This is a genomic window from Martinezella tropici, assembly GCF_008370325.1.
Taxonomy (GTDB): Bacteria; Pseudomonadota; Alphaproteobacteria; order Rhizobiales; family Rhizobiaceae; genus Rhizobium; species Rhizobium tropici_B.
In genome coordinates, this window is the sequence record NZ_VNIP01000006.1 from 563751 (window position 1) to 582181 (window position 18431).

18 protein-coding genes are annotated in these 18431 nt (G+C 60.5%); 11 read left to right on the forward strand and 7 right to left on the reverse strand.

The window, feature by feature from the left end; genetic code table 11:
* Positions 1-741, forward strand: coding sequence for a metallophosphoesterase family protein (locus tag FP026_RS11140; protein ID WP_149634677.1), 741 nt, complete (start codon positions 1-3; stop codon positions 739-741).
* Here the strand turns inward: FP026_RS11140 and FP026_RS11145 are convergent.
* From FP026_RS11145 to puuD, 3 genes are read right to left on the reverse strand one after another with little or no spacing between them, the layout of a single operon-like run.
* A complete protein-coding gene (locus FP026_RS11145; RefSeq protein WP_149634678.1) occupies positions 738-1877 on the reverse strand; it encodes an alpha-hydroxy acid oxidase in 1140 nt (379 codons plus the stop codon). The two genes, FP026_RS11140 and FP026_RS11145, sit on opposite strands and share 4 nt — an antisense overlap.
* Before the next feature lie 46 nt (positions 1878-1923).
* Positions 1924-3231: a guanine deaminase gene (gene guaD / locus FP026_RS11150; RefSeq protein WP_149634679.1), complete on the reverse strand. Its 1308-nt coding sequence runs from the start codon at positions 3229-3231 to the stop codon at positions 1924-1926.
* Entirely contained in the window at positions 3228-4466 is a 1239-nt protein-coding gene (gene puuD, locus FP026_RS11155) for a urate hydroxylase PuuD (protein ID WP_149634680.1), read from the reverse strand. Before puuD ends, guaD begins: the two co-directional genes overlap by 4 nt.
* 216 nt (positions 4467-4682) lie before the next feature.
* Here puuD and FP026_RS11160 point away from each other — a divergent pair, with 216 nt between their 5' ends.
* A complete protein-coding gene (locus tag FP026_RS11160) occupies positions 4683-5018 on the forward strand; it encodes a hypothetical protein (RefSeq protein ID WP_149634681.1) in 336 nt (111 codons plus the stop codon).
* A 20-nt stretch (positions 5019-5038) separates the two neighbouring features.
* Here the strand turns inward: FP026_RS11160 and FP026_RS11165 are convergent, their stop codons facing one another.
* Positions 5039-5935 (reverse strand): LysR substrate-binding domain-containing protein, encoded by an 897-nt coding sequence (locus tag FP026_RS11165; RefSeq protein WP_149634682.1) that lies wholly within the window; start codon positions 5933-5935, stop codon positions 5039-5041.
* A 102-nt stretch (positions 5936-6037) separates the two neighbouring features.
* Here FP026_RS11165 and FP026_RS11170 point away from each other — a divergent pair, with 102 nt between their 5' ends.
* A complete protein-coding gene (locus FP026_RS11170) occupies positions 6038-6241 on the forward strand; it encodes a hypothetical protein (protein WP_149634683.1) in 204 nt (67 codons plus the stop codon).
* Positions 6242-6363: 122 nt separating this feature from the next.
* Here FP026_RS11170 and xdhB read toward each other — a convergent pair whose 3' ends face one another.
* From xdhB to FP026_RS11185, 3 genes are all read right to left on the reverse strand, one after another.
* Entirely contained in the window at positions 6364-8700 is a 2337-nt protein-coding gene (gene xdhB, locus FP026_RS11175; RefSeq protein WP_149634684.1) for a xanthine dehydrogenase molybdopterin binding subunit, read from the reverse strand.
* Between the two features lie 233 nt (positions 8701-8933).
* Positions 8934-10400, reverse strand: a complete 1467-nt coding sequence (xdhA, locus tag FP026_RS11180) for a xanthine dehydrogenase small subunit (RefSeq protein WP_149634685.1) — start codon at positions 10398-10400, stop codon at positions 8934-8936.
* A 68-nt stretch (positions 10401-10468) separates the two neighbouring features.
* On the reverse strand, positions 10469-11245 hold the full coding sequence (locus tag FP026_RS11185) for a 3-hydroxybutyrate dehydrogenase (protein ID WP_149634686.1): 777 nt from the start codon (positions 11243-11245) through the stop codon (positions 10469-10471).
* A gap of 339 nt (positions 11246-11584) precedes the next feature.
* Between FP026_RS11185 and glpK the strand changes: the two genes are divergently transcribed.
* The 8 genes from glpK (at position 11585) to FP026_RS11225 (ending at position 18382) form a co-directional block, all read left to right on the forward strand.
* On the forward strand, positions 11585-13081 hold the full coding sequence (glpK, locus tag FP026_RS11190; RefSeq protein WP_149634687.1) for a glycerol kinase GlpK: 1497 nt from the start codon (positions 11585-11587) through the stop codon (positions 13079-13081).
* Positions 13082-13263: 182 nt separating this feature from the next.
* Positions 13264-14067, forward strand: coding sequence for a membrane-anchored protein (locus FP026_RS11195; protein WP_149634688.1), 804 nt, complete (start codon positions 13264-13266; stop codon positions 14065-14067).
* Positions 14068-14133: 66 nt separating this feature from the next.
* Entirely contained in the window at positions 14134-15081 is a 948-nt protein-coding gene (locus tag FP026_RS11200) for a S66 peptidase family protein (RefSeq protein WP_246665307.1), read from the forward strand.
* An 82-nt stretch (positions 15082-15163) separates the two neighbouring features.
* Entirely contained in the window at positions 15164-15538 is a 375-nt protein-coding gene (locus FP026_RS11205) for a YciI family protein (RefSeq protein ID WP_092711824.1), read from the forward strand.
* Positions 15535-16791 (forward strand): RNA polymerase sigma factor, encoded by a 1257-nt coding sequence (locus FP026_RS11210; RefSeq protein WP_149634689.1) that lies wholly within the window; start codon positions 15535-15537, stop codon positions 16789-16791. Before FP026_RS11205 ends, FP026_RS11210 begins: the two co-directional genes overlap by 4 nt.
* A gap of 100 nt (positions 16792-16891) precedes the next feature.
* The gene (locus FP026_RS11215) at positions 16892-17362 is read left to right on the forward strand and encodes an SRPBCC family protein (RefSeq protein ID WP_149634690.1); all 471 of its coding nucleotides are present in this window, start codon (positions 16892-16894) and stop codon (positions 17360-17362) included.
* 29 nt (positions 17363-17391) lie between these two features.
* On the forward strand, positions 17392-17820 hold the full coding sequence (locus FP026_RS11220; protein WP_149634691.1) for a DoxX family protein: 429 nt from the start codon (positions 17392-17394) through the stop codon (positions 17818-17820).
* A gap of 49 nt (positions 17821-17869) precedes the next feature.
* Complete coding sequence (locus FP026_RS11225; RefSeq protein ID WP_149634692.1) at positions 17870-18382, forward strand: GNAT family N-acetyltransferase; 513 nt, start codon at positions 17870-17872, stop codon at positions 18380-18382.
* The last annotated feature ends 49 nt before the right edge of the window (positions 18383-18431 follow it).

Here is an 18431-nt window from a genome sequence, read left to right on the forward strand (position 1 = left end):
TTGCGTTTTGCTGCGATCGCGGACATTCACGGCAATCATCTGGCGCTCGAAGCAGTGCTTGCAGATATCCGCAAGCAGGGCATCACCGAGATCGTCAATCTCGGCGACTGCTTCAGCGGGCCGCTGACGGCTGGCAAGACGGCGGATATGCTGCTGGAGCTGAATGCGCTGACGGTGCGCGGCAATCACGACCGGTATTTGATCGAACAGGTACCGGAAACGATGCATATCTCAGACCGCGCTGCCTATTCTGAGCTCACCAAGCCTCATCTCGATTGGCTGCGCGGCCTGCCCACCAGCGCGATCTATCTGGATGAGGTCTATCTCTGCCACGCCACGCCGGCATCCGATAATGTCTACTGGCAGGAATCCGTCTCTGCGGACGGTCACGTCCATTTGAAACCGATCGAGGAGATCGAGGCACTGGCGGCCGATATCGATTTTCCGCTGATCCTGTGCGGGCATACTCATATTCCGCGTGTCGTCCGGCTCCGCGATGGCCGCCTGATCGTCAATCCCGGCAGCGTCGGCTGCCCCGCCTATGACGATGACCTGCCTCATTATCACAAGGTGGAAGCCGGAAACCCGTTCGCCTCCTATGCCATTCTGGAAAAGGCCGGCGATAACTGGCTGCCGGTCTTCAGGCAGGTCGCCTACGACCACATGGCGATGGCGAAGCTGGCGGCGCAGAATGGCCGTCCGGAATGGGCGAGCGGTCTGGCAACGGGCTGGCTGCGTTAGAAATCAGCCAAGATCGATCGATCCACGGCCTTAATATCCCGCTTGCCGCAGAGCGCCATCGAGATATCCAGTTCCTTGCGGATGATCTCGAGCGCGAGCGTCACGCCTTCCTTGCCCATGGCGCCAAGACCATAGAGGAAAGGGCGGCCGATGAAGGTGCCCTTGGCGCCGAGTGCTATGGCCTTGAGCACGTCCTGGCCGGAGCGGATGCCGCCATCCATATGCACCTCGATCTTGTCGCCGACGGCGTCGACAATTCTCGGCAGCATGCTGATGGAGGAGTGGGCGCCGTCGAGCTGCCGGCCGCCATGGTTGGAGACGATGATGGCGTCGGCGCCGGTATCGGCGGCCGCTTTCGCATCCTCGACGTCAAGAATGCCCTTGATGATCAGCGGGCCGCCCCATTGCTCCTTGATCCAGCCGACATCGCTCCAGGAAAGCTTGGGGTCGAACTGCGAGTGCGTCCAGTGCGACAGCGTCGTCATGTCGGAAATATTCTTGGCATGGCCGATGATGTTGCCGAAGGAACGACGCTTGGTCTTCAGCATCTCCATGCACCAGGCAGGCCGCGTAGCCATCTGCCAGAGGTTTTTCACCGTCATTTTGGGCGGTGCCGACAATCCGTTGCGGATGTCGTTATGGCGCTGGCCGAGGATCTGCAGATCGGCGGTCAGCACCAGCGCCGAGCATCTCGCCGCCTTGGCGCGATGGATGAGGTCGAGGACGAAGTCGCGATCCTTCATCACGTAGAGCTGGAACCAGAAAGGCTGTTTCGTCACCGCGGCGACATCCTCGATCGAGCAGATGCTCATGGTCGAGAGCGTGAAGGGAATGCCGAATTCCTCGGCCGCGCGCGCCGCCAGCATTTCGCCATCGGCATGCTGCATGCCGGTGAGGCCGGTCGGCGCCAGCGCTACCGGCATGGACACCTTCTGGCCGACCATACTGGTTTCCAGCGACCGGTCGGATATGTCGACGAGGACGCGCTGGCGTAGCTTGATCCTCGCGAAATCCGCCTCATTCGCCTCATAGGTCGACTCCGTCCATGAACCGGAATCGGCATATTGGAAGAACATTTTCGGCACGCGCCGCTGCGCAAGCGTCTTCAGTTCGGCGATGGTAAGCGGCGCGGCCATGGTCTCTGCCTTCTGGATGGTTACGTGCTGGCGGGTTCGAGTTGCCTTATTGAAGGGTCGATTTCATCGGCTTTCCAGCGACATAGGTTTCGACCACGGCGCGGTCGTCGCCCATGGTCTGCAGCAGGAACAGCTCTTCGGTGAGGCTCTTCGTGACCTCCATCTTCAAAGCCATGGCCGGCGTCGCGGCAGCGTTGAGGACGATGAGGTCGGCTTCTGTGCCGGTGTCAAGCGTGCCGATTTTGTCGACAAGAGAGAGGGACTCGGCATTCCCGCGGGTCATGTAGTAATAGCTTTCCAACGGGTTCAGCCGTTCGCCGAGCAACTGCTGGATCTTGTAGGCCTCATCCATGGTGCGCAGCATGGAATAGCTGGAACCGCCGCCGATATCGGTGGCGACACCGATGCGAACGGGCTTTTCGCGGCGGGCCAGCGCTTTGAGTGGGAAGAGCCCGGAACCAAGAAAGAGGTTCGAAGTCGGGCAGTGGACGGCGACCGCACCTGCCTCGCTCATCGCATCGGCTTCGCGCTCGGAAAGGTGGATCGCGTGACCGAACAGGCTTTTGGGACCGAGCAACCCATAGTGGGCGTAGATATCGGTATAGTCGATCGCGTCCGGATAGAGTTCGCAGGTGAACTTGATCTCATCGTGGTTCTCGGAAAGATGCGTCTGAATATGCAGATCCGGGAATTCGCGGGCGAGGGCGGCGGTCGCCTCCATCTGTGCCGGAGTGGAGGTGATGGCGAAGCGCGGCGTGATGGCGACGTGGTTGCGGCCCTTGCCGTGCCAGTCTGATATCACCTGGCGGGTCTCGTCATACCCCATCTCGGGCGTATCGAGCAGGCCTTGCGGGGCATTGCGGTCCATCATCACTTTGCCGCCGATCATGCGCATGTTGCGACGCATGGCTTCGGCAAAATAGGCGTCGGCGGAGGTCTTATGCACAGAGCAGTAGGCGACGGCCGTCGTCGTGCCGTGGCGGATCATCTCGTCGTAGAAATGCGTGGCGATACGCTGCGCATGCGCGCTTTCGACGAAGCGGCATTCCTCTGGAAAAGTATAGGTATTCAGCCATTCCAAGAGGTTGGCGGCATAGGAGGCGATCACCTGCATCTGCGGGAAATGCAGGTGCATGTCGATGAAACCCGGCAGGATCAGGTGCGGACGGTGGTCGATTTCGACGACATCGTCCGGCGCCTGCGCCTTGATACCAGCATAGGGGCCGGCCGCGATGATCGTGCCGTTCTCGACCAGCAGGCCGCCGTCGCTTTCATACGCGTAGCTGTCCGCGTCGTCGAGGCTTTGCGGCAGGCGCTTGAAGGAAAGCAGGCGGCCGCGCAGAAGGGTGGTCATTGGCTCTTTTCTCCGATGGAGCTTTCGAACCAGGCGACCAGCAGCTTGCGCTCCTCCGGCGTGACGTCGGTGACGTTGCCGGGCGGCATGGCATGGCTGCGGCCGGCCTGGATATAGATCTCCCGGGCATGCATAGCGATTTCCGCGTCATTTTCCAGCGTTACGCCTTTCGGCGCGCGCACAATCCCCTCAAAGACGGGCTCGGCCGCATGGCACATGGAACAGCGCGCGGAGACCATTTGCTTGACCGCCGGGAAATGGGCGTCCGAGGCGAATTGCTGGAAGGCAGGCGAGACGGCGTTGGCTTCTTTTTCGCCGGTCAGTATCTTCGGAACGGTCGAAAGCCACATGATGACGATGAAGAGGACGACTGTGACGATCCAGGTCCAGGTCGGGCGGCCCTTGCGAGCATGCGTCGTGTTGAACCAGTGGCGAATGGTGACGCCCATCAGGAACACCAGCGCCGCGATCACCCAATTGTAGGCCGTGCCGAAGGCCAGCGGATAGTGGTTCGACAGCATGAAGAAGATGACGGGCAGCGTCAGGTAGTTGTTATGCAGCGAGCGCTGCTTGGCGATGCGGCCGTATTTGGGGTCCGGCGTGCGGCCGGCAATCAGGTCGGCGACGACGATCTTCTGGTTGGGAATGATGATCATGAAGACGTTGGCCGACATGATCGTTGCCGTGAAGGCGCCGAGATGCAGGAAGGCGGCGCGGCCGGTGAAGAGATGCGTATAGCCCCAGGCCATGAAGACCAGCACGGCATAGAGCACGATCATCAGCCCCCAGGTATTGTTGCCGAGCGGCGATTTGCAGAGCAGATCGTAGACGATCCAGCCGCCGGCAAGCGAGGCCAGCGAAATCAGGATCGCGACGGGAACGCTGACATCGAGCACATGCCGGTCTATCAGGAAGAGATTGGCGCCGCCGTAATAGACGATGCACAGCATCAGGAAGCCGGAAAGCCAGGTGAAATAGCTCTCATATTTGAACCAGGTCAGATGCTCCGGCATCTGCGCGGGTGCGACGAGATATTTCTGGATATGATAGAAGCCGCCGCCGTGAACCTGCCATTCCTCGCCATAGGCGCCAGGCGGAAGATGCGGGCGCTTCACCAGCCCGAGATCGAGCGCGATGAAGTAGAAGGACGAACCGATCCAGGCAATGGCGGTTATGACGTGGAACCAGCGGGCAGCAAAGGCCAGCCACTCCCACGCTATGGCGTATTCATACATTCAGTTCCCCTTCTTCTTCCTCCGACTCGACACCTTGCAGAATGTTGAGAGCGTATGGAAGAGGGGTGTTTGATGTGTCGGTAAAAAGCCGTGGCCTTGTCTAGCGCCCAGGGCGCATTAGATCAGATTATGGAAGTTTTTTAATAAAATGCCCTCGGCTGCTTGGAGCGGGCCGTGTCCGCGGCTGCCGTCTATTTTTTCGACGGAGAATTGCCCATGCGTGGTATTCTGGCGTTCGTATTTTTTCTTCTCTCCGCAGCCTCTGCCTTGGCGCATGAGGCGCCCTCCGGCTGGTCCTACGACCCATATTGCTGCAGTGGCGACAGCAAGACAGGTGATTGCGAGATGATTCCGTCACGCACCGTCACCATCGTGCCGGGGGGCTACCGAGTGACGCTCAATCCCGGCGACCATCGCTACGTAACGCACGCGCATATCTTCAATCTACCACAGCGGAAAACGATGCGCTCGCCGGACGGAGCCTATCATCTCTGCCTGTTCCCGGACGAAAACACGCCGCGCTGCTTTTATGCCCCTGACATGGCTTACTGAACGCTTTTCCCGGAATTGCTCTACTCCAGCGGCATGCCGAATTCACCGAGGATCCAGTCCCTGAAGGCACGAATGCGCAGTGTATGGCGCCTGTTCTCCGGATAGGCGATCCAATAATCGGAACCGTCGGTCGAAAGAAGATCGAAGGGCTGGATCAGCTGTCCGGAGGCCAAATCATCCGCGTAGAATTCGGGGGTCAGCACGGCGACGCCCTGACCGGCTATGGCGGCGCTTGCTTCGAAGGACTGTGCGCCAAGCCGGCTGCGCGGCCTGCCCTGAAGGCCGGGATCCGCCACGCCCGCCTCCTGGAACCATTGGACCCACCATGGATCACCGGCATCGATGATGCGCAGTTTGAGGAGATCGGCCGGCTCGTGCACGCCGCCGATCGTCGCAGCCAGGGCCGGGCTCAGCATGGGCGTGAAATGCATCTTCATCAGCATGTGCGCGCGCAAGCCGGGCCAGTTTCCGCGCCCGACGCGGATGGCAATGTCGGCGGGCTCCCGGGCGAAGTCGATGATCGAGGCTGACGTGGCGAGGCGAACGGCGATCTTGGGGTGCTTGAGCTGGAACGTACCGATATGGCGTGCCAGCCATTGGGACGCGAAGGTGGGGGTAGAATGGATATGGAGAGTGGTCTCGGCGTCGCCGCTGATGGAGGCCATGGCCTCCTGCAACATGGCAAAGGCTTCCGCGACTTTCGGTGCGAGTTGCTCTCCGGCCTCGGTCAATAAAATCTGCCGCGGACGGCGCAGGAATAGAGGCTCGCCCGTCGTCTCTTCAAGCAACTTGATTTGATAGCTGACGGCCGTCTGCGTCATGCCGAGCTCTTCGCCGGCACGGGTGAAACTGCCGAGCCGGGCAGCGGCTTCGAAAACGCGCAGGGCATTCAGCGGGAAGCGCTTCGACAGCTTCATGGATAAGTTCTCTTTATGTATGTAGATGATAGTTCGATTGGAATTTCAGCATTTTTCGAGCCAAACTTCAACTCATATCGCTGATCTGATTGAGGTGTTGTCATGGATTGCTATGTTGTAGAGCAAGTGCAAGCAGCCAGGCCTACGGTCCTGGCACGTGTTCTGGAATCGTTGACGCAGGCCTTCGTCAAGCATGCGGAGCCGTCGACGCATCTCGATCTCGACGAGATGCCGGACCGCCTGAAGCGTGACCTTGGATTTCTCGATGGGCGGGAGCCGCGTTATGACGATAGAGCGCCACTGTAATCGGCAAGGGTCGCCAAGAATCTGACGATTATCCTCTACCACAATGTGGTAGAGGAGGTTGCGAGAGGCACGATTTCCTTTTGTGACTTTCGGTTACCTACCATCTTCGACATGGCGGGCAATCACATCCCCTTCAGCCGTTCGACCGCCATCAGCACCCGTTCCGGTGTGGCCGGGGCATCGAGGCGCGGGCAGACGCGGTAATCCGCGACACTGGCGATTGCCATCGAGAGTGCCTCCAGCACGGATATGCTGAGCATGAAGGGCGGCTCGCCGACGGCCTTCGAGCGGCCGATGGTTGCCTCCGCATTTTCGGACCATTCCGCCAGGCGGACGTTGAAAATCTTCGGCCGGTCGGAGGCGAGAGGGATCTTATAGGTCGACGGTGCATGCGTGCGCAGCCGGCCCTTGGCATCCCACCAGAGCTCTTCGGTCGTCAGCCAGCCCATGCCTTGCACGAAAGCGCCCTCGACTTGGCCGATATCGATCGCCGGATTGAGGGAGCGGCCGACATCGTGGAGGATGTCTGTGCGGTCGATCTGATATTCGCCGGTCAGCGTATCGATCGACACTTCCGAGCAGGCGGCACCATAGGAGAAGTAGTAGAAGGGCGTGCCGCGGCCGGCCTTGCGATCCCAATGGATCTTCGGCGTCTTGTAGAAGCCGGTGGCGGAAAGCTGCACGCGAGCGAAATACGCCTGTTTGACAAAATCCGGGAAGGGAATTTCCTCTTCGCCGACGCGCACGCGGTTCGGCAGGAATTGCACTTCCTCGGCGCCCACCCCCCATTTTTCGGCCGCGAAGGCGACGAGCCGCTCCTTGATCTGCCGCGCGGCGTCATAGGCTGCCATGCCGTTCAGGTCGGAGCCGGACGACGCCGCTGTTGCCGAGGTGTTCGGCACCTTGCCGGTCGTCGTAGCCGTGATCTTCACGCGGTCGATATCGACCTGGAAACTATCGGCCAGCACCTGCGCCACCTTGGTATAAAGGCCTTGCCCCATCTCGGTGCCGCCGTGGTTCAGGTGGATGGAGCCATCCTGATAGATGTGCACCAGCGCGCCGGCCTGGTTGAAGGCGGTCATGGTGAAGGAGATGCCGAACTTCACCGGCGTCAGCGCGATGCCCTTGCGGATGAAGCGGCTGGAGCGGTTGAACTCGATGATGGCGTTTCGGCGCGCCTGATAGTCGGACGTTTGTTCCAGCTCGTCGACGACGCGGTTGATGATATTGTCGGTGACCTCCTGGTGATAGGGGGTCAGCGTCCGGCCGGAGCCCGGCTGGCCATAGAAATTGGCTCGGCGCACTTCGAGCGGATCCTTGCCGAGCGCATAGGCGATCTCTTCAATCATGCGTTCTCCGCCGACCATGCCTTGCGGGCCACCGAAGCCACGGAAGGCCGTGTTGGAGACGGTATGCGTCTTCAACGGCTTCGAGACCAGATGCACATGCGGGTAGAAATAGCTGGAATCCGCATGGAACAGCGCGCGGTCGGTGACCGGGCCGGAGAGATCGGAGGAGAAGCCGCAGCGGGCGGCATAGGTCGCATCGACGGCATGGATGCGGCCCTCATCGTTGAAGCCGACTTCGTAATCCACGAGGAAGTCGTGCCGCTTTCCGGTGGCGCTCATGTCCTCGTCGCGGTCGGGCCGGAATTTCACGGCGCGGCCGAGCTTCTTGGCGGCGACGGCGGCGAGCGCCGCAAACTGGTTGCCCTGCGTTTCCTTGCCACCGAAGCCGCCGCCCATGCGGCGCACATTGACCGTCACGGCGTTGGACGGGGTGCCGAGGACGTGACCGACGATATGCTGGATTTCGCTCGGATGCTGCGTCGACGACCAGACGGTAACTTCATCGTCCTCGCCGGGGATCGCCATGGCGATGTGGCTTTCGAGATAGAAATGCTCTTGGCCGCCGATGCGCATCTGCGCCTTGATGCGATGCTTGGCATTCGCCATCTCGGTTTCGGGCTCGCCGCGCTTCAGCGTCATCGGCTCGTAGACGAGCGGTGCTCCATTGGCGAGCGCACCGTCGATATCGCTCCAATGCGGCAGATCGCGGTAGTTGATCTTGGCAAGGCGTGCGGCACGCCGGGCGGCATCGCGGGTTTCGGCGATGACGGCGAAGATCGGCTGTCCGTGGAATTCGACCTTAATCTCGGTAAGCAACGGTTCGTCATGCATGCCGTTGGAGCTGGTGTCGTTGACGCCGGGGATATCGGCGGCGGTGAAGACCCCGACGACGCCCGGATAAGCCCGAACGGCCGAGAGGTCGATGCTGGCGATCTCGGCATGGGCACGGTCGGAAAGGCCGAGCGCGCCGTGCAGCAGGCCGGCGGGTTCGGGAATATCGTCGATGTAATCGGCGGTTCCGGTCACATGCTTATGGGCGGAGTCATGACGCAGCGAGCCATGCATTGAGCCGTTGATGACCTTGCGCTCTTCGAAGGTGGATTTGTCCATTTATTGTCCTCCTTCTTCGAGAATGTTCGTGATGGCAAAACCGATCGCGACTAGCCCCTCATCCGCCCTGTCGGGCACCTTCTCCCCGTTTTGACGGGGAGAAGGAGATAGGCGAGCTCGCAGCCTTCCTTCCAGCCTATCAGCTCGCGAGGGTACAGAGGTTGTTCCCTCTCCCCGTTTTAACGGGGAGAGGGTTAGGGTGAGGGGCAATGCGGCATATTCTGTAGCCCTCATCATGCCAGCACCTCGAAGCGGCTCAATTCCTGCGGCGCACCCGATGTTTCCAGGTAGAAACGGATGAGAAGGTTCTTGGCGGTCAGCTGCCGGTATTCAGCACTAGCGCGCCAGTCGGAGAGCGGCGTGTAATCGCTGTCGAAGGCATCGCGCGCGGCGGTAACTGTCGCCTCCGTCCAGGGCTTGCCGATCAATTCCGCCTCGACGGTGCGGGCGCGTTTCGGCGTGCCGGCCATGCCGCCAAAGGCGATGCGGATATCGGCGACCTTGCAGTCTGCATCCAAGGATAGATGGAAGGCGCCGCAAGCGGCTGAAATATCCTCATCGCGGCGCTTGGAGATCTTGTAGACGGCGAAATGCGCATCTTCGGCTGGGTATGGCACGAAGATATCTTCCACGAACTCCCCCGGATTGCGATCTTGCTTGCCGTATTCGATGAAGAAATCCTCCAGCGGCAGGCTGCGCGTGCCCGCCGTCGAGCGTAGCTTTACCGTCGCGCCGAGCGCGATCAGCGGCGGCGGCATGTCGCCGATCGGCGAGCCGTTGGCGATATTGCCGCCGATGGTGCCCATATTGCGCACCTGCTCACCGCCGATGCGATTGATCAGGTTGGCAAAAGCCGGGATCTTTTCACTGATCACAGCAAAGGCACGGCTATAGGTGACGCCGGCGCCGATGGTCAGGCCCGCATCTTCAACGGTAATTTTCTGCAGATCGGTCAGATGGTTGATGAAGACGGCCGGATTGAGCCGGCGCATCTGCTTGGTGACCCAGAGGCCGACATCGGTCGAGCCGGCAACGATGGTCGCCTGCGGCTCGCCGGCGAGCACCTGTACCAGCGCCGAGACGGAACCGGGCACGATAAGGCGATCCTCGCCCTCGGCAATCTCGATGGTGTCGCCGCCCTGCATTGCCCAGAGGCGGGCGATGATATCGGCCCTGGTCTTTTCGAGCGGGTCGAAGAGCGCGCTCGGCCGCTTCTGGCTGACCTGCTCGGCCGCCTTGACGATGGGCTCATAGCCCGTGCATCGACAGAGATTGCCCTGGAGCGACTTCTCGATCTGCGCCCGGCTCGGCTTCTCCGTCGAAAGCCAAAGACCATAGAGCGACATGACGAAGCCCGGCGTGCAGAAACCGCATTGCGAGCCATGGCAATCGACCATCGCCTGCTGCACCGGATGAAGCGTGCCATTCTGGGCGGCCAGATGCTCGACTGTCACGACATGGGTCGCGTGCAGCGAGCCGACGAAGCGGATGCAGGCATTGACGGATTCATAGTGCAGCCCGCCATCGATCAGCCGTCCCACAAGTACCGTGCAGGCGCCGCAATCCCCTTCCGCGCACCCTTCCTTCGTTCCCGTCAGGCGCCGTTGGAGGCGCAGGAAGTCGAGCAGCGTCTCAGTTGGGCGCAGGCTGGATAGGGTAATATCCTCGCCGTTGAGGATAAAGCGGATGCTGTCGCTCATGTCGTTCCCGTTTATAATTTCTTGGTGGGGCCGGATGCGCAGACGAATCCGGCCCTAACCGTCTATGGTTATTCCGCGGTCCAGCCACCGTCAATCGAGACGTGCGTGCCGGTTACCTGGCGTGCCTCGTCGCTTGCAAGGTAGAGCGACAGGGCGCCGATCTCCTCAGCCTTGACGAACTCATGCGTGGGCTGGGCCTTGAGGATGACTTCGTTCTTGACCTGCTCCTCGGTCATCCCGCGCGCCTTGGCGGTATCCGGGATCTGCTTTTCGACAAGCGGGGTCAGGACGTAGCCGGGGCAAATGGCGTTTACCGTCACGCCGAATTCGGCAAGCTCGAGTCCTGCCGTCTTTGTGAGGCCTAATATACCATGTTTTGCCGCGACATAGGCGGATTTGAAGGGCGAGGCGACCAGACCATGCGCCGAAGCGATGTTGATGATGCGGCCGTATTTCCTGGCCTTCATCAGCGGAATGGCGGCGCGGATGGTGTGGAAGGAGCTGGAAAGATTGATCGCGATGATCTGGTCCCACTTCTCGATCGGGAAATCCTCGATCTTCTCGACATGCTGGATGCCGGCATTGTTGACGAGGACATCGACGCTGCCGAAGGTGGAGTTGGCGGTCGCGATCAGATCGGCGATCTCGGCGGGCTTCGTCATGTCGGCCGGATGATAGATCACTTTGCCGCCGCCGGAGGCTTCGAGCTTGGTCTTGATCGTGTCGATTTCCTCGGGCTTTCCGAAGCCGTTGATGACGACGTTATCGCCCTTGGCGGCGAAGGCGGCCGCGATGGCGAGGCCGATACCGCTCGTGGAACCGGTGACGACAACTGTTCTTGCCATGATCTTCTCCTTGGACAGCGCAGCTTCCTGCTGCAGTGCAAAACGGCTTGAGCTTACTGCATAATTCCTTAAATCGGGATCGATTTTAGGGATAAAATTATGCAGCAGCTTTAAAGTGCTACAGCGACCTTTGCCCGTCACATGTGACGCGCGGTGCTGTAGTCCCAAACCTGCGGATATGGCAATCACATTGCTGCCAGTCCCTTTTGCGGCACCTTGACCCACGATGCCGTGAACAGGAAAGCGCATATTTCAGCGAAAAATTTCGTTTTGCTTTCTTTTCACATTCGTTTTGCTCGCGTATCTGTTGCTTCGGGATGCAACAGGCGGGAGGAACGCATGAGCGGTTATGTCTTGGCGATCGATCAGGGAACGACGTCGACGCGGGCTATCGTTTTCGACGGCAAGATGAAGGTTGCCGGTGTCGGACAGAAAGAATTCACCCAGCATTATCCGAAACCCGGCTGGGTAGAGCACGATCCGGAGGAGATCTGGTCGTCTGTCCTCGTCACCGTCCGCAGGGCGATCGAGGCCGCCGGCATCACCGCCAAGGATATTGCCGCTCTCGGCATTACCAATCAGCGTGAAACCGTCGTCGTCTGGGATCGCGAGACGGGCAAGCCTATCCACAATACCATCGTCTGGCAGGATCGCCGCACGGCAGGCTATTGCGAGAAGCTGAAGCGTCAGGATCTGGAAAAGCTCTTCACCCGCAGTACCGGCCTGCTGCTCGATCCCTATTTCTCTGGCACCAAGCTCTCCTGGCTGCTCACCAACGTGAAGGGCGCCCGCGCCCGCGCCGCCAGGGGTGGCCTCTGCTTCGGCACCATCGATACCTTCCTGATCTGGCGGCTGACTGGCGGCAAGAGCTTCGTCACCGATGCCACCAATGCTTCGCGGACGCTGATGTACAATATCGACGCGAACGAATGGGATGATGCGCTGCTGGATATCCTGCGCGTGCCGGCCGCGATGCTGCCCGAGGTGAAGGATTGTGCTGCGGATTTCGGCGTCGCGGATGCCACGCATTTCGGCGCGGAAATCCCGATCCTCGGCGTTGCCGGCGATCAGCAGGCGGCGACGATCGGCCAAGCCTGCTTCGAGCGCGGCATGATGAAATCCACTTATGGCACCGGCTGCTTCGCGCTGCTCAATACCGGCGCGGACATGGTGCGCTCGAAGAACCGCCTGCTGACCACTATCGCCTACCGGCTGAACGGCGAGACGACTTATGCGCTAGAAGGCTCAATCTTCATTGCAGGCGCCGCGGTGCAATGGCTGCGCGATGGGCTGAAGGCCATCCAGCGCGCTTCGGACTCCGGCGAACTGGCGGCCAAGGCCGATCCGTTGCAGGAGATCTATCTCGTGCCGGCCTTCACCGGTCTCGGCGCGCCCTACTGGGATCCGGATGCCCGTGGCGCGATCTTCGGCCTCACGCGCAACACCGGGCCGGAAGAAATCGTGCGGGCGGCGCTGGAGGCCGTTTGCTATCAGTCTCGCGATCTCCTGGATGCCATGCACAAGGATTGGCGCAATGGGAGTGGACAGGACACGGTGCTGCGCGTCGATGGCGGCATGGTCGCTTCCGACTGGACGATGCAGCGGCTTGCCGATCTGCTCAATGCACCGGTCGATCGTCCGACCATTCTGGAAACGACGGCCCTCGGCGCCGCCTGGCTTGCCGGTAGCCGCGCCGGCGTCTGGCCGGATCGCGCCGGCTTTGCCAAGGCCTGGGCGCGGGACCGGCGGTTCGAGCCTAAGATGGATGACAAGACGCGAAACGCGAAAATGAAGGGGTGGAAGAACGCGGTGTCGCGCACCTTGAGTACACGGTAGAGGCGATGGCCATGATGCCACGGCTCACCTTAGGTTATGCTGTGTAAGATTTCTTTATTTTGCTTATATAAGGGCACGCAGCGATACTCACGCCGTCATTGGTTCGGAGGGGATGTTCCGAGCCATCTTCGAAAGTTTTTTCCTTTGGAATGAATGCCTTCTGAGAGACGACGACGGGGATAATGGCTGCTCAATTTAGCGAAGTGAAGAAACACGTTTACCGGCAGATCAAGTATCATCTGACCCGACCGAAGCCACCGATGCTGGCCGAACGGTTCGATGGGCCTGTTCTCGTCGTCGGATCGGCGCCAGTGTCGAACAAGCCGGCGGATTTCGACAGAACTTTCCGGGTGATCACCATCAATGGATCGCAGGTCGTAACGAAAGACTGGGGAATAGAGACGCCCGACGTGACGCTCGTTCAGTTCAACCAGATCGAAGGCACGAACACCAATGCCGTCGAGGTGCGTCGCGTTCTGAACGGCGAGCGGACGAAGATGCTCTATGTGCTGCTGTGGCGGAAGGAACTTCAACGGCTGGAAGACGGATTGAAAGCCTTCAACTACGGCTACGACAGGCTTGAAATCGTCGACCGCTACAAGCGCATGGCGCTGCTGGACCGGGTCGGCGGGGTAAAGTGCAGCGAGCTCGGCGCGGACGACAAATGCTCCAACGGCATTAACGCCGTCCTGTTCGCGCTCTATAATGGCGCAACCGAAGTGATCATCACCGGCATCAACCCCGATTCCGGCGGGCATGTCTACAACACGGAAAACCTCGCGCGACTGCATGTGCGCAAGGACCGTGAGGTTCTCGAGCGGCTTCTCGAACGCGGCTACCCTGTGTTCACCACCGATCCCGGCGTCTCGCAATCTGTCGGGCTGCCGCTATGGGCGGGCAAGGCGAAGGCCGGCCGGACCGTGGAGGCCGATGCCAAGGCCAAGCGGCCGGCACCGATAACGGCTGCGGCTGTCATCAACCCTTGAGCTAGGGGCTTACCGACGGTCAATCTGCGGCTGACGCTTGTCGTGATTCCGTGCCAAGATCGCGGCATGGAATCACTCGATCGCACAGAGACCAGTCGGATATCGATGCCGCCGCCATTGCGGCCGGGCGATAAGGTGCGTTTTGTATCGCCCGCAAGCTCGCCCGATAGGGATAGAGTTCTGAGGAACGCCGAAATCCTCAAAGGTTGGGGGCTGAAGGTCGACTTCGGCGAACACGTCTTTCGCAAGTGGAGCTATCTTGCCGGGACCGACGAGGAGAGGCTGGCGGATCTCAACGCTGCGCTTCGCGATCCGGATGTTCGTGCGATCTTCACCACGCGCGGCGGTAAAGGATCTTATCGTATTGCCGATCAGCTGGATTTCGCGGCGGCGCGAAGGGACCCAAAATTCGTCATCAGCTTCAGCGATATCACCGCATTGCATTTGAGCTTGCTGAGACATTGTCATCAAGTCGGCATTCACGGCGCGTTCTCTATCGGGCCGAACGAAGAGAATATCAGTCCCTATACGCATGACTCGTTGCGTCAGGCGTTGATGACGACCGAGGATATCGTCATCACTGCGCGCCCGGAAGAAGCGACCTCGCGGCTGACGACAAACGGTGCGGCCAGAGGTCGGCTGATCGGCGGCAATCTCGACATGGTGGCGACATCCGCCGGCTGGGCGTTGCCGGACATGCACGGCGCCATCCTGCTGCTTGAGGCCATCGGTCTGTATCCCGGTCAGGTGGACCGGCAGATGACGATGCTGCGCAAGGCGAGGCATCTGGATGGTCTGGCGGGGATCGCCATTGGACAGTTCACCGATTTCGAGTTCGATCGTCCTTATTCGGTAATCGATATTCTGCGCGAACATCTGGCCGAGTTGAACGTGCCGATCCTCGGCGGCTTGCCGCTTGGGCACGGCGATCGTCCGGCAAGCGCTTTGATAGGTGCCGTCGCGGAGTTCGACGCCAAAGCGGGAACATTGGTGGTTCGGCGTGACCGAACCTGATGTCTTTCCAGAACAAATTTTTTGACGCGGCCTGTCGGAGCAGATGATATTCCTTCGTCTTTAAAGGGAGAAGGGAATCCTCATGCTTTATGCGATCCTATGCTACAACGACGAAGATACCGTATTCGCCTGGTCCAAGGAGCAGGAGGAGGCAACCATGGCGCGGCTGATTGCCGTGCAGGAGCCGCTCAGGGAGGCTGGCAAGCTCGGCCCGGTGGCACGCTTGATGCCAACGACGGCGGCGACGACCTTGCGCAAGGGTAAGAACGAGCCGATCGTCATTGACGGTCCCTTTGCGGAAACGAAGGAGCAGTTGCTCGGTTTCTATGTGGTCGATTTCGAAACCCTCGACGAAGCCATCGGTTTTTCGAAGGAGCTTGCCGCGGCCAATCCTGGCGTTGGCTCCTATGAAATCCGCCCGCTTTACGTTTTCCGGCCGGGAGCAGTCGCGACATGACCGATATTGCCTGGATCGACATCGCGCTTACCAATGCCCGGCCGCAGGTCATGGGCGCTCTGCTGCGCTATTTCCGCAATCTCGATATTGCCGAGGAGGCCTTTCAGGAGGCCTGCCTCAGGGCCTTGAAGACCTGGCCCGACAAGGGGCCGCCGCGCGATCCCATTGCCTGGCTGATCTTCGTCGGCCGCAACAGCGGCATCGATACGGTGCGCAAGCAGGCGAAATTGCAGAGCCTGCCGGATGAGGAGGCGATCTCCGATACGAGTGATGCGGAGAGCGATCTGGCCGAACGGCTCGATGGCTCCGGATATCGCGATGATATTTTGAGGTTGCTATTCATCTGCTGCCATCCGGATTTGCCGGCGACGCAGCAGATCGCCCTGGCTTTGCGCATTGTTTCCGGCCTTTCGGTGCAGCAGATCGCCCGTGCCTTCCTCGTCAGCGACAGCGCGATGGAGCAGCGCATTACAAGGGCTAAGGCGCGTGTCGCCGCAGCAGGCGTTCCCTTCGAGACGCCGGGTGCGGTCGAGCGCAGCGAACGGCTGGCGCTCGTCAGCGCCATGATCTACCTCATCTATAACGAAGGCTATTCGGCCGGCGGAACGCATCGCGAGGCTGCTGCCTTCGCCGACGAGGCGATCCGGCTTTGCCGGCTGCTGTTGCGGATATTTCCCTCCGAGCCGGAGACCATGGCGCTGCTGGCGCTGATGCTCCTGCAGCAATCGCGCAAGGAGGCACGGTTCGACACCAGTGGACAGATCATCCTGCTGGAAGATCAAGATCGTACGCTCTGGGATCGCACGTTGATCGACGAGGCGCTGGCGCTGCTCGACAAGGCGATCCGCCACCGCAAGCCCGGTCCCTATCAGGTGCAGGCGGCGATCGCGGCGCTGCATTCCCGAGCAAAGAGGGCTGAGGATACGGACTGGGAGGAGATCGATCTGCTCTATCAGATGCTGGAGAGACTGACGCCGTCGCCGGTCGTCACGCTCAATCGCTCGGTCGCGCTCTCCAAACGGAAGGGGCCGGAGGCGGCCCTGACGCTGATTGCGCCGCTGGAAGCGCAGCTCGACAGCTATTTCTATTTTCATGGGGTGAGGGGCGGCCTGCTTGCACAGCTTGGCCGCGCGCAGGAGGCACGCGTCGCCTTCGACAGGGCTATCGCGCTTGCCCGTTCGCCCGCCGAGGCCGCCCATATCCGCCATCAGCTCGATCGTCTGAGCGCGGATGCTCTTGCGGCTGCAAAATAATCGGAAAATTTGTGTCTCCCATGTCGGGAAGCGACGGCTATGAACGTCGTTAAGATATAGGCCGAGCAGGCCGCGTCAAAATGGAAAGAGGAAGAGGACCATGACCGAGCAGGCCCCGCGCCATGAACTTTCGTTGACCCGCATCATCGACGTACCGCGCGACAAGATCTTTCGCTGCTGGACGGAGGAGGAGCTGCTGAAGCAGTGGTTCGCGCCGCGGCCGTGGACGGTGTCCGCCGCCAGTGTCGACGTTCGCGCGGGCGGCTCGAGTTCGGTCACCATGCGCAGCCCGGAGGGCGAGGATTATCCAGGCAACGGCGTCTATCTCGAAGTCGTTCCGAACGAGCGGATCGTTTTCACGGACGCTTTCGTCAGCGCCTGGGTGCCATCGGCAAAGCCCTTCATGGTCGTGACGATCCAGCTGGACGATCTTGGCGGCGGCAAGACGCGCTATACCGCGACTGTCCTGCATTGGTCGGCCGAGGATCGCGAAGCGCATGAGAACATGGGCTTCCATCAGGGATGGGGGCAGTGCGCCGATCAGCTTGCCGCGCTAGCGGCCAGAATCTGAATTCCTAATCAATTCCGGGGGATACGAACATGTCTTATGCAGTCGATTCATCCACACCTTCGGTCACGCGGGCTCAGCGCGTGGCGGGCATGATCCTGAGCGGACTGGTCATTGCCTTCCTGCTGTTCGATGGCGTGATCAAGCTCGTTCCGCTTCCAGTCGTCACGGAGACGATGGCGGCTCTCGGCTATTCCGCCGATCCGGCGCTGGCTCGGCTTCTCGGTGTCATCACGCTCGGCTGCGCCATTCTCTATGCGATCCCGAGGACGTCAATCCTTGGCGCAATTCTGTTGACGGGCCTGCTCGGCGGCGCAATCGCGACGCATCTGCGGATCGGCAGTCCGATCTTCTCGCATCTGCTGTTCGGCGTTTATCTCGGCGTTATCGCCTGGGGCGGGCTTTATCTTCGTTATGAAGCGGTTCGCAAAATGATTCCGTTCTTTGATCGAAGCTTTTGATTTCAGATTCGATTTGCTAAGGCTCGCTTCTCGAAAAAAGGGGTGAGCCATGCCGCAAGTGATTATCGCGCCGGTCAGGCAATCCGATGCGGACGAGCTGATCGCCGCCAATATCGCCAGCCGCGCGCATCATGTGCCCTGGGCCTATCCCTTTCTCGATCGCGACGGTTTCGACACATGGTTCGGCCAGACGGTGACGGGGCCGAACTTGGGTCTGGTGGCGCGCGATCCCGGCTCCGGCGCTATCGTCGGCGTCGTCAATATCAGCCAGATGGTTTGGGGCGGCTTCCGCAGCGCCTTCCTCGGCTATCACGGCATGGTGGGTTTTGCCGGCCAGGGCTTCATGACGGAGGCGGTTCGCCTGGCCGTGGCGCATGGCTTCGATGCCATCGGCTTGCATCGGCTCGAGGCCAATATCCAGCCGGGCAACCATCCGTCGATAGCGCTGGTCAAGCGGCTGGGTTTCCGCAAGGAAGGGTTTTCGCCCAAATATCTGAAGATCGGCGGGGTCTGGTGTGACCACGAGCGCTGGGCATTGCTGTCAGACGATCCGCGCTCTTGAGCTCTTTCGGAATTCGAAAGGCGCGCTATCTGGCAGAAAGCCCAAAAAG

Excerpts from the sequence above, each read along its gene's own strand:
- FP026_RS11210 (WP_149634689.1), top strand. The coding sequence starts at position 15,535 with ATGACCGATATTGCCTGGATCGACATCGCGCTTACCAATGCCCGGCCG.
- FP026_RS11215 (WP_149634690.1), top strand. The coding sequence starts at position 16,892 with ATGACCGAGCAGGCCCCGCGCCATGAACTTTCGTTGACCCGCATCATC.
- FP026_RS11160 (WP_149634681.1), top strand. The coding sequence starts at position 4,683 with ATGCGTGGTATTCTGGCGTTCGTATTTTTTCTTCTCTCCGCAGCCTCT.
- FP026_RS11195 (WP_149634688.1), top strand. The coding sequence starts at position 13,264 with ATGGCTGCTCAATTTAGCGAAGTGAAGAAACACGTTTACCGGCAGATC.
- xdhA (WP_149634685.1), bottom strand. The coding sequence starts at position 10,400 with ATGAGCGACAGCATCCGCTTTATCCTCAACGGCGAGGATATTACCCTA.
- FP026_RS11165 (WP_149634682.1), bottom strand. The coding sequence starts at position 5,935 with ATGAAGCTGTCGAAGCGCTTCCCGCTGAATGCCCTGCGCGTTTTCGAA.
- xdhB (WP_149634684.1), bottom strand. The coding sequence starts at position 8,700 with ATGGACAAATCCACCTTCGAAGAGCGCAAGGTCATCAACGGCTCAATG.
- FP026_RS11205 (WP_092711824.1), top strand. The coding sequence starts at position 15,164 with ATGCTTTATGCGATCCTATGCTACAACGACGAAGATACCGTATTCGCC.
- FP026_RS11200 (WP_246665307.1), top strand. The coding sequence starts at position 14,134 with ATGGAATCACTCGATCGCACAGAGACCAGTCGGATATCGATGCCGCCG.
- puuD (WP_149634680.1), bottom strand. The coding sequence starts at position 4,466 with ATGTATGAATACGCCATAGCGTGGGAGTGGCTGGCCTTTGCTGCCCGC.
- guaD (WP_149634679.1), bottom strand. The coding sequence starts at position 3,231 with ATGACCACCCTTCTGCGCGGCCGCCTGCTTTCCTTCAAGCGCCTGCCG.
- FP026_RS11220 (WP_149634691.1), top strand. The coding sequence starts at position 17,392 with ATGTCTTATGCAGTCGATTCATCCACACCTTCGGTCACGCGGGCTCAG.
- FP026_RS11185 (WP_149634686.1), bottom strand. The coding sequence starts at position 11,245 with ATGGCAAGAACAGTTGTCGTCACCGGTTCCACGAGCGGTATCGGCCTC.
- FP026_RS11225 (WP_149634692.1), top strand. The coding sequence starts at position 17,870 with ATGCCGCAAGTGATTATCGCGCCGGTCAGGCAATCCGATGCGGACGAG.
- glpK (WP_149634687.1), top strand. The coding sequence starts at position 11,585 with ATGAGCGGTTATGTCTTGGCGATCGATCAGGGAACGACGTCGACGCGG.
- FP026_RS11170 (WP_149634683.1), top strand. The coding sequence starts at position 6,038 with ATGGATTGCTATGTTGTAGAGCAAGTGCAAGCAGCCAGGCCTACGGTC.
- FP026_RS11145 (WP_149634678.1), bottom strand. The coding sequence starts at position 1,877 with ATGGCCGCGCCGCTTACCATCGCCGAACTGAAGACGCTTGCGCAGCGG.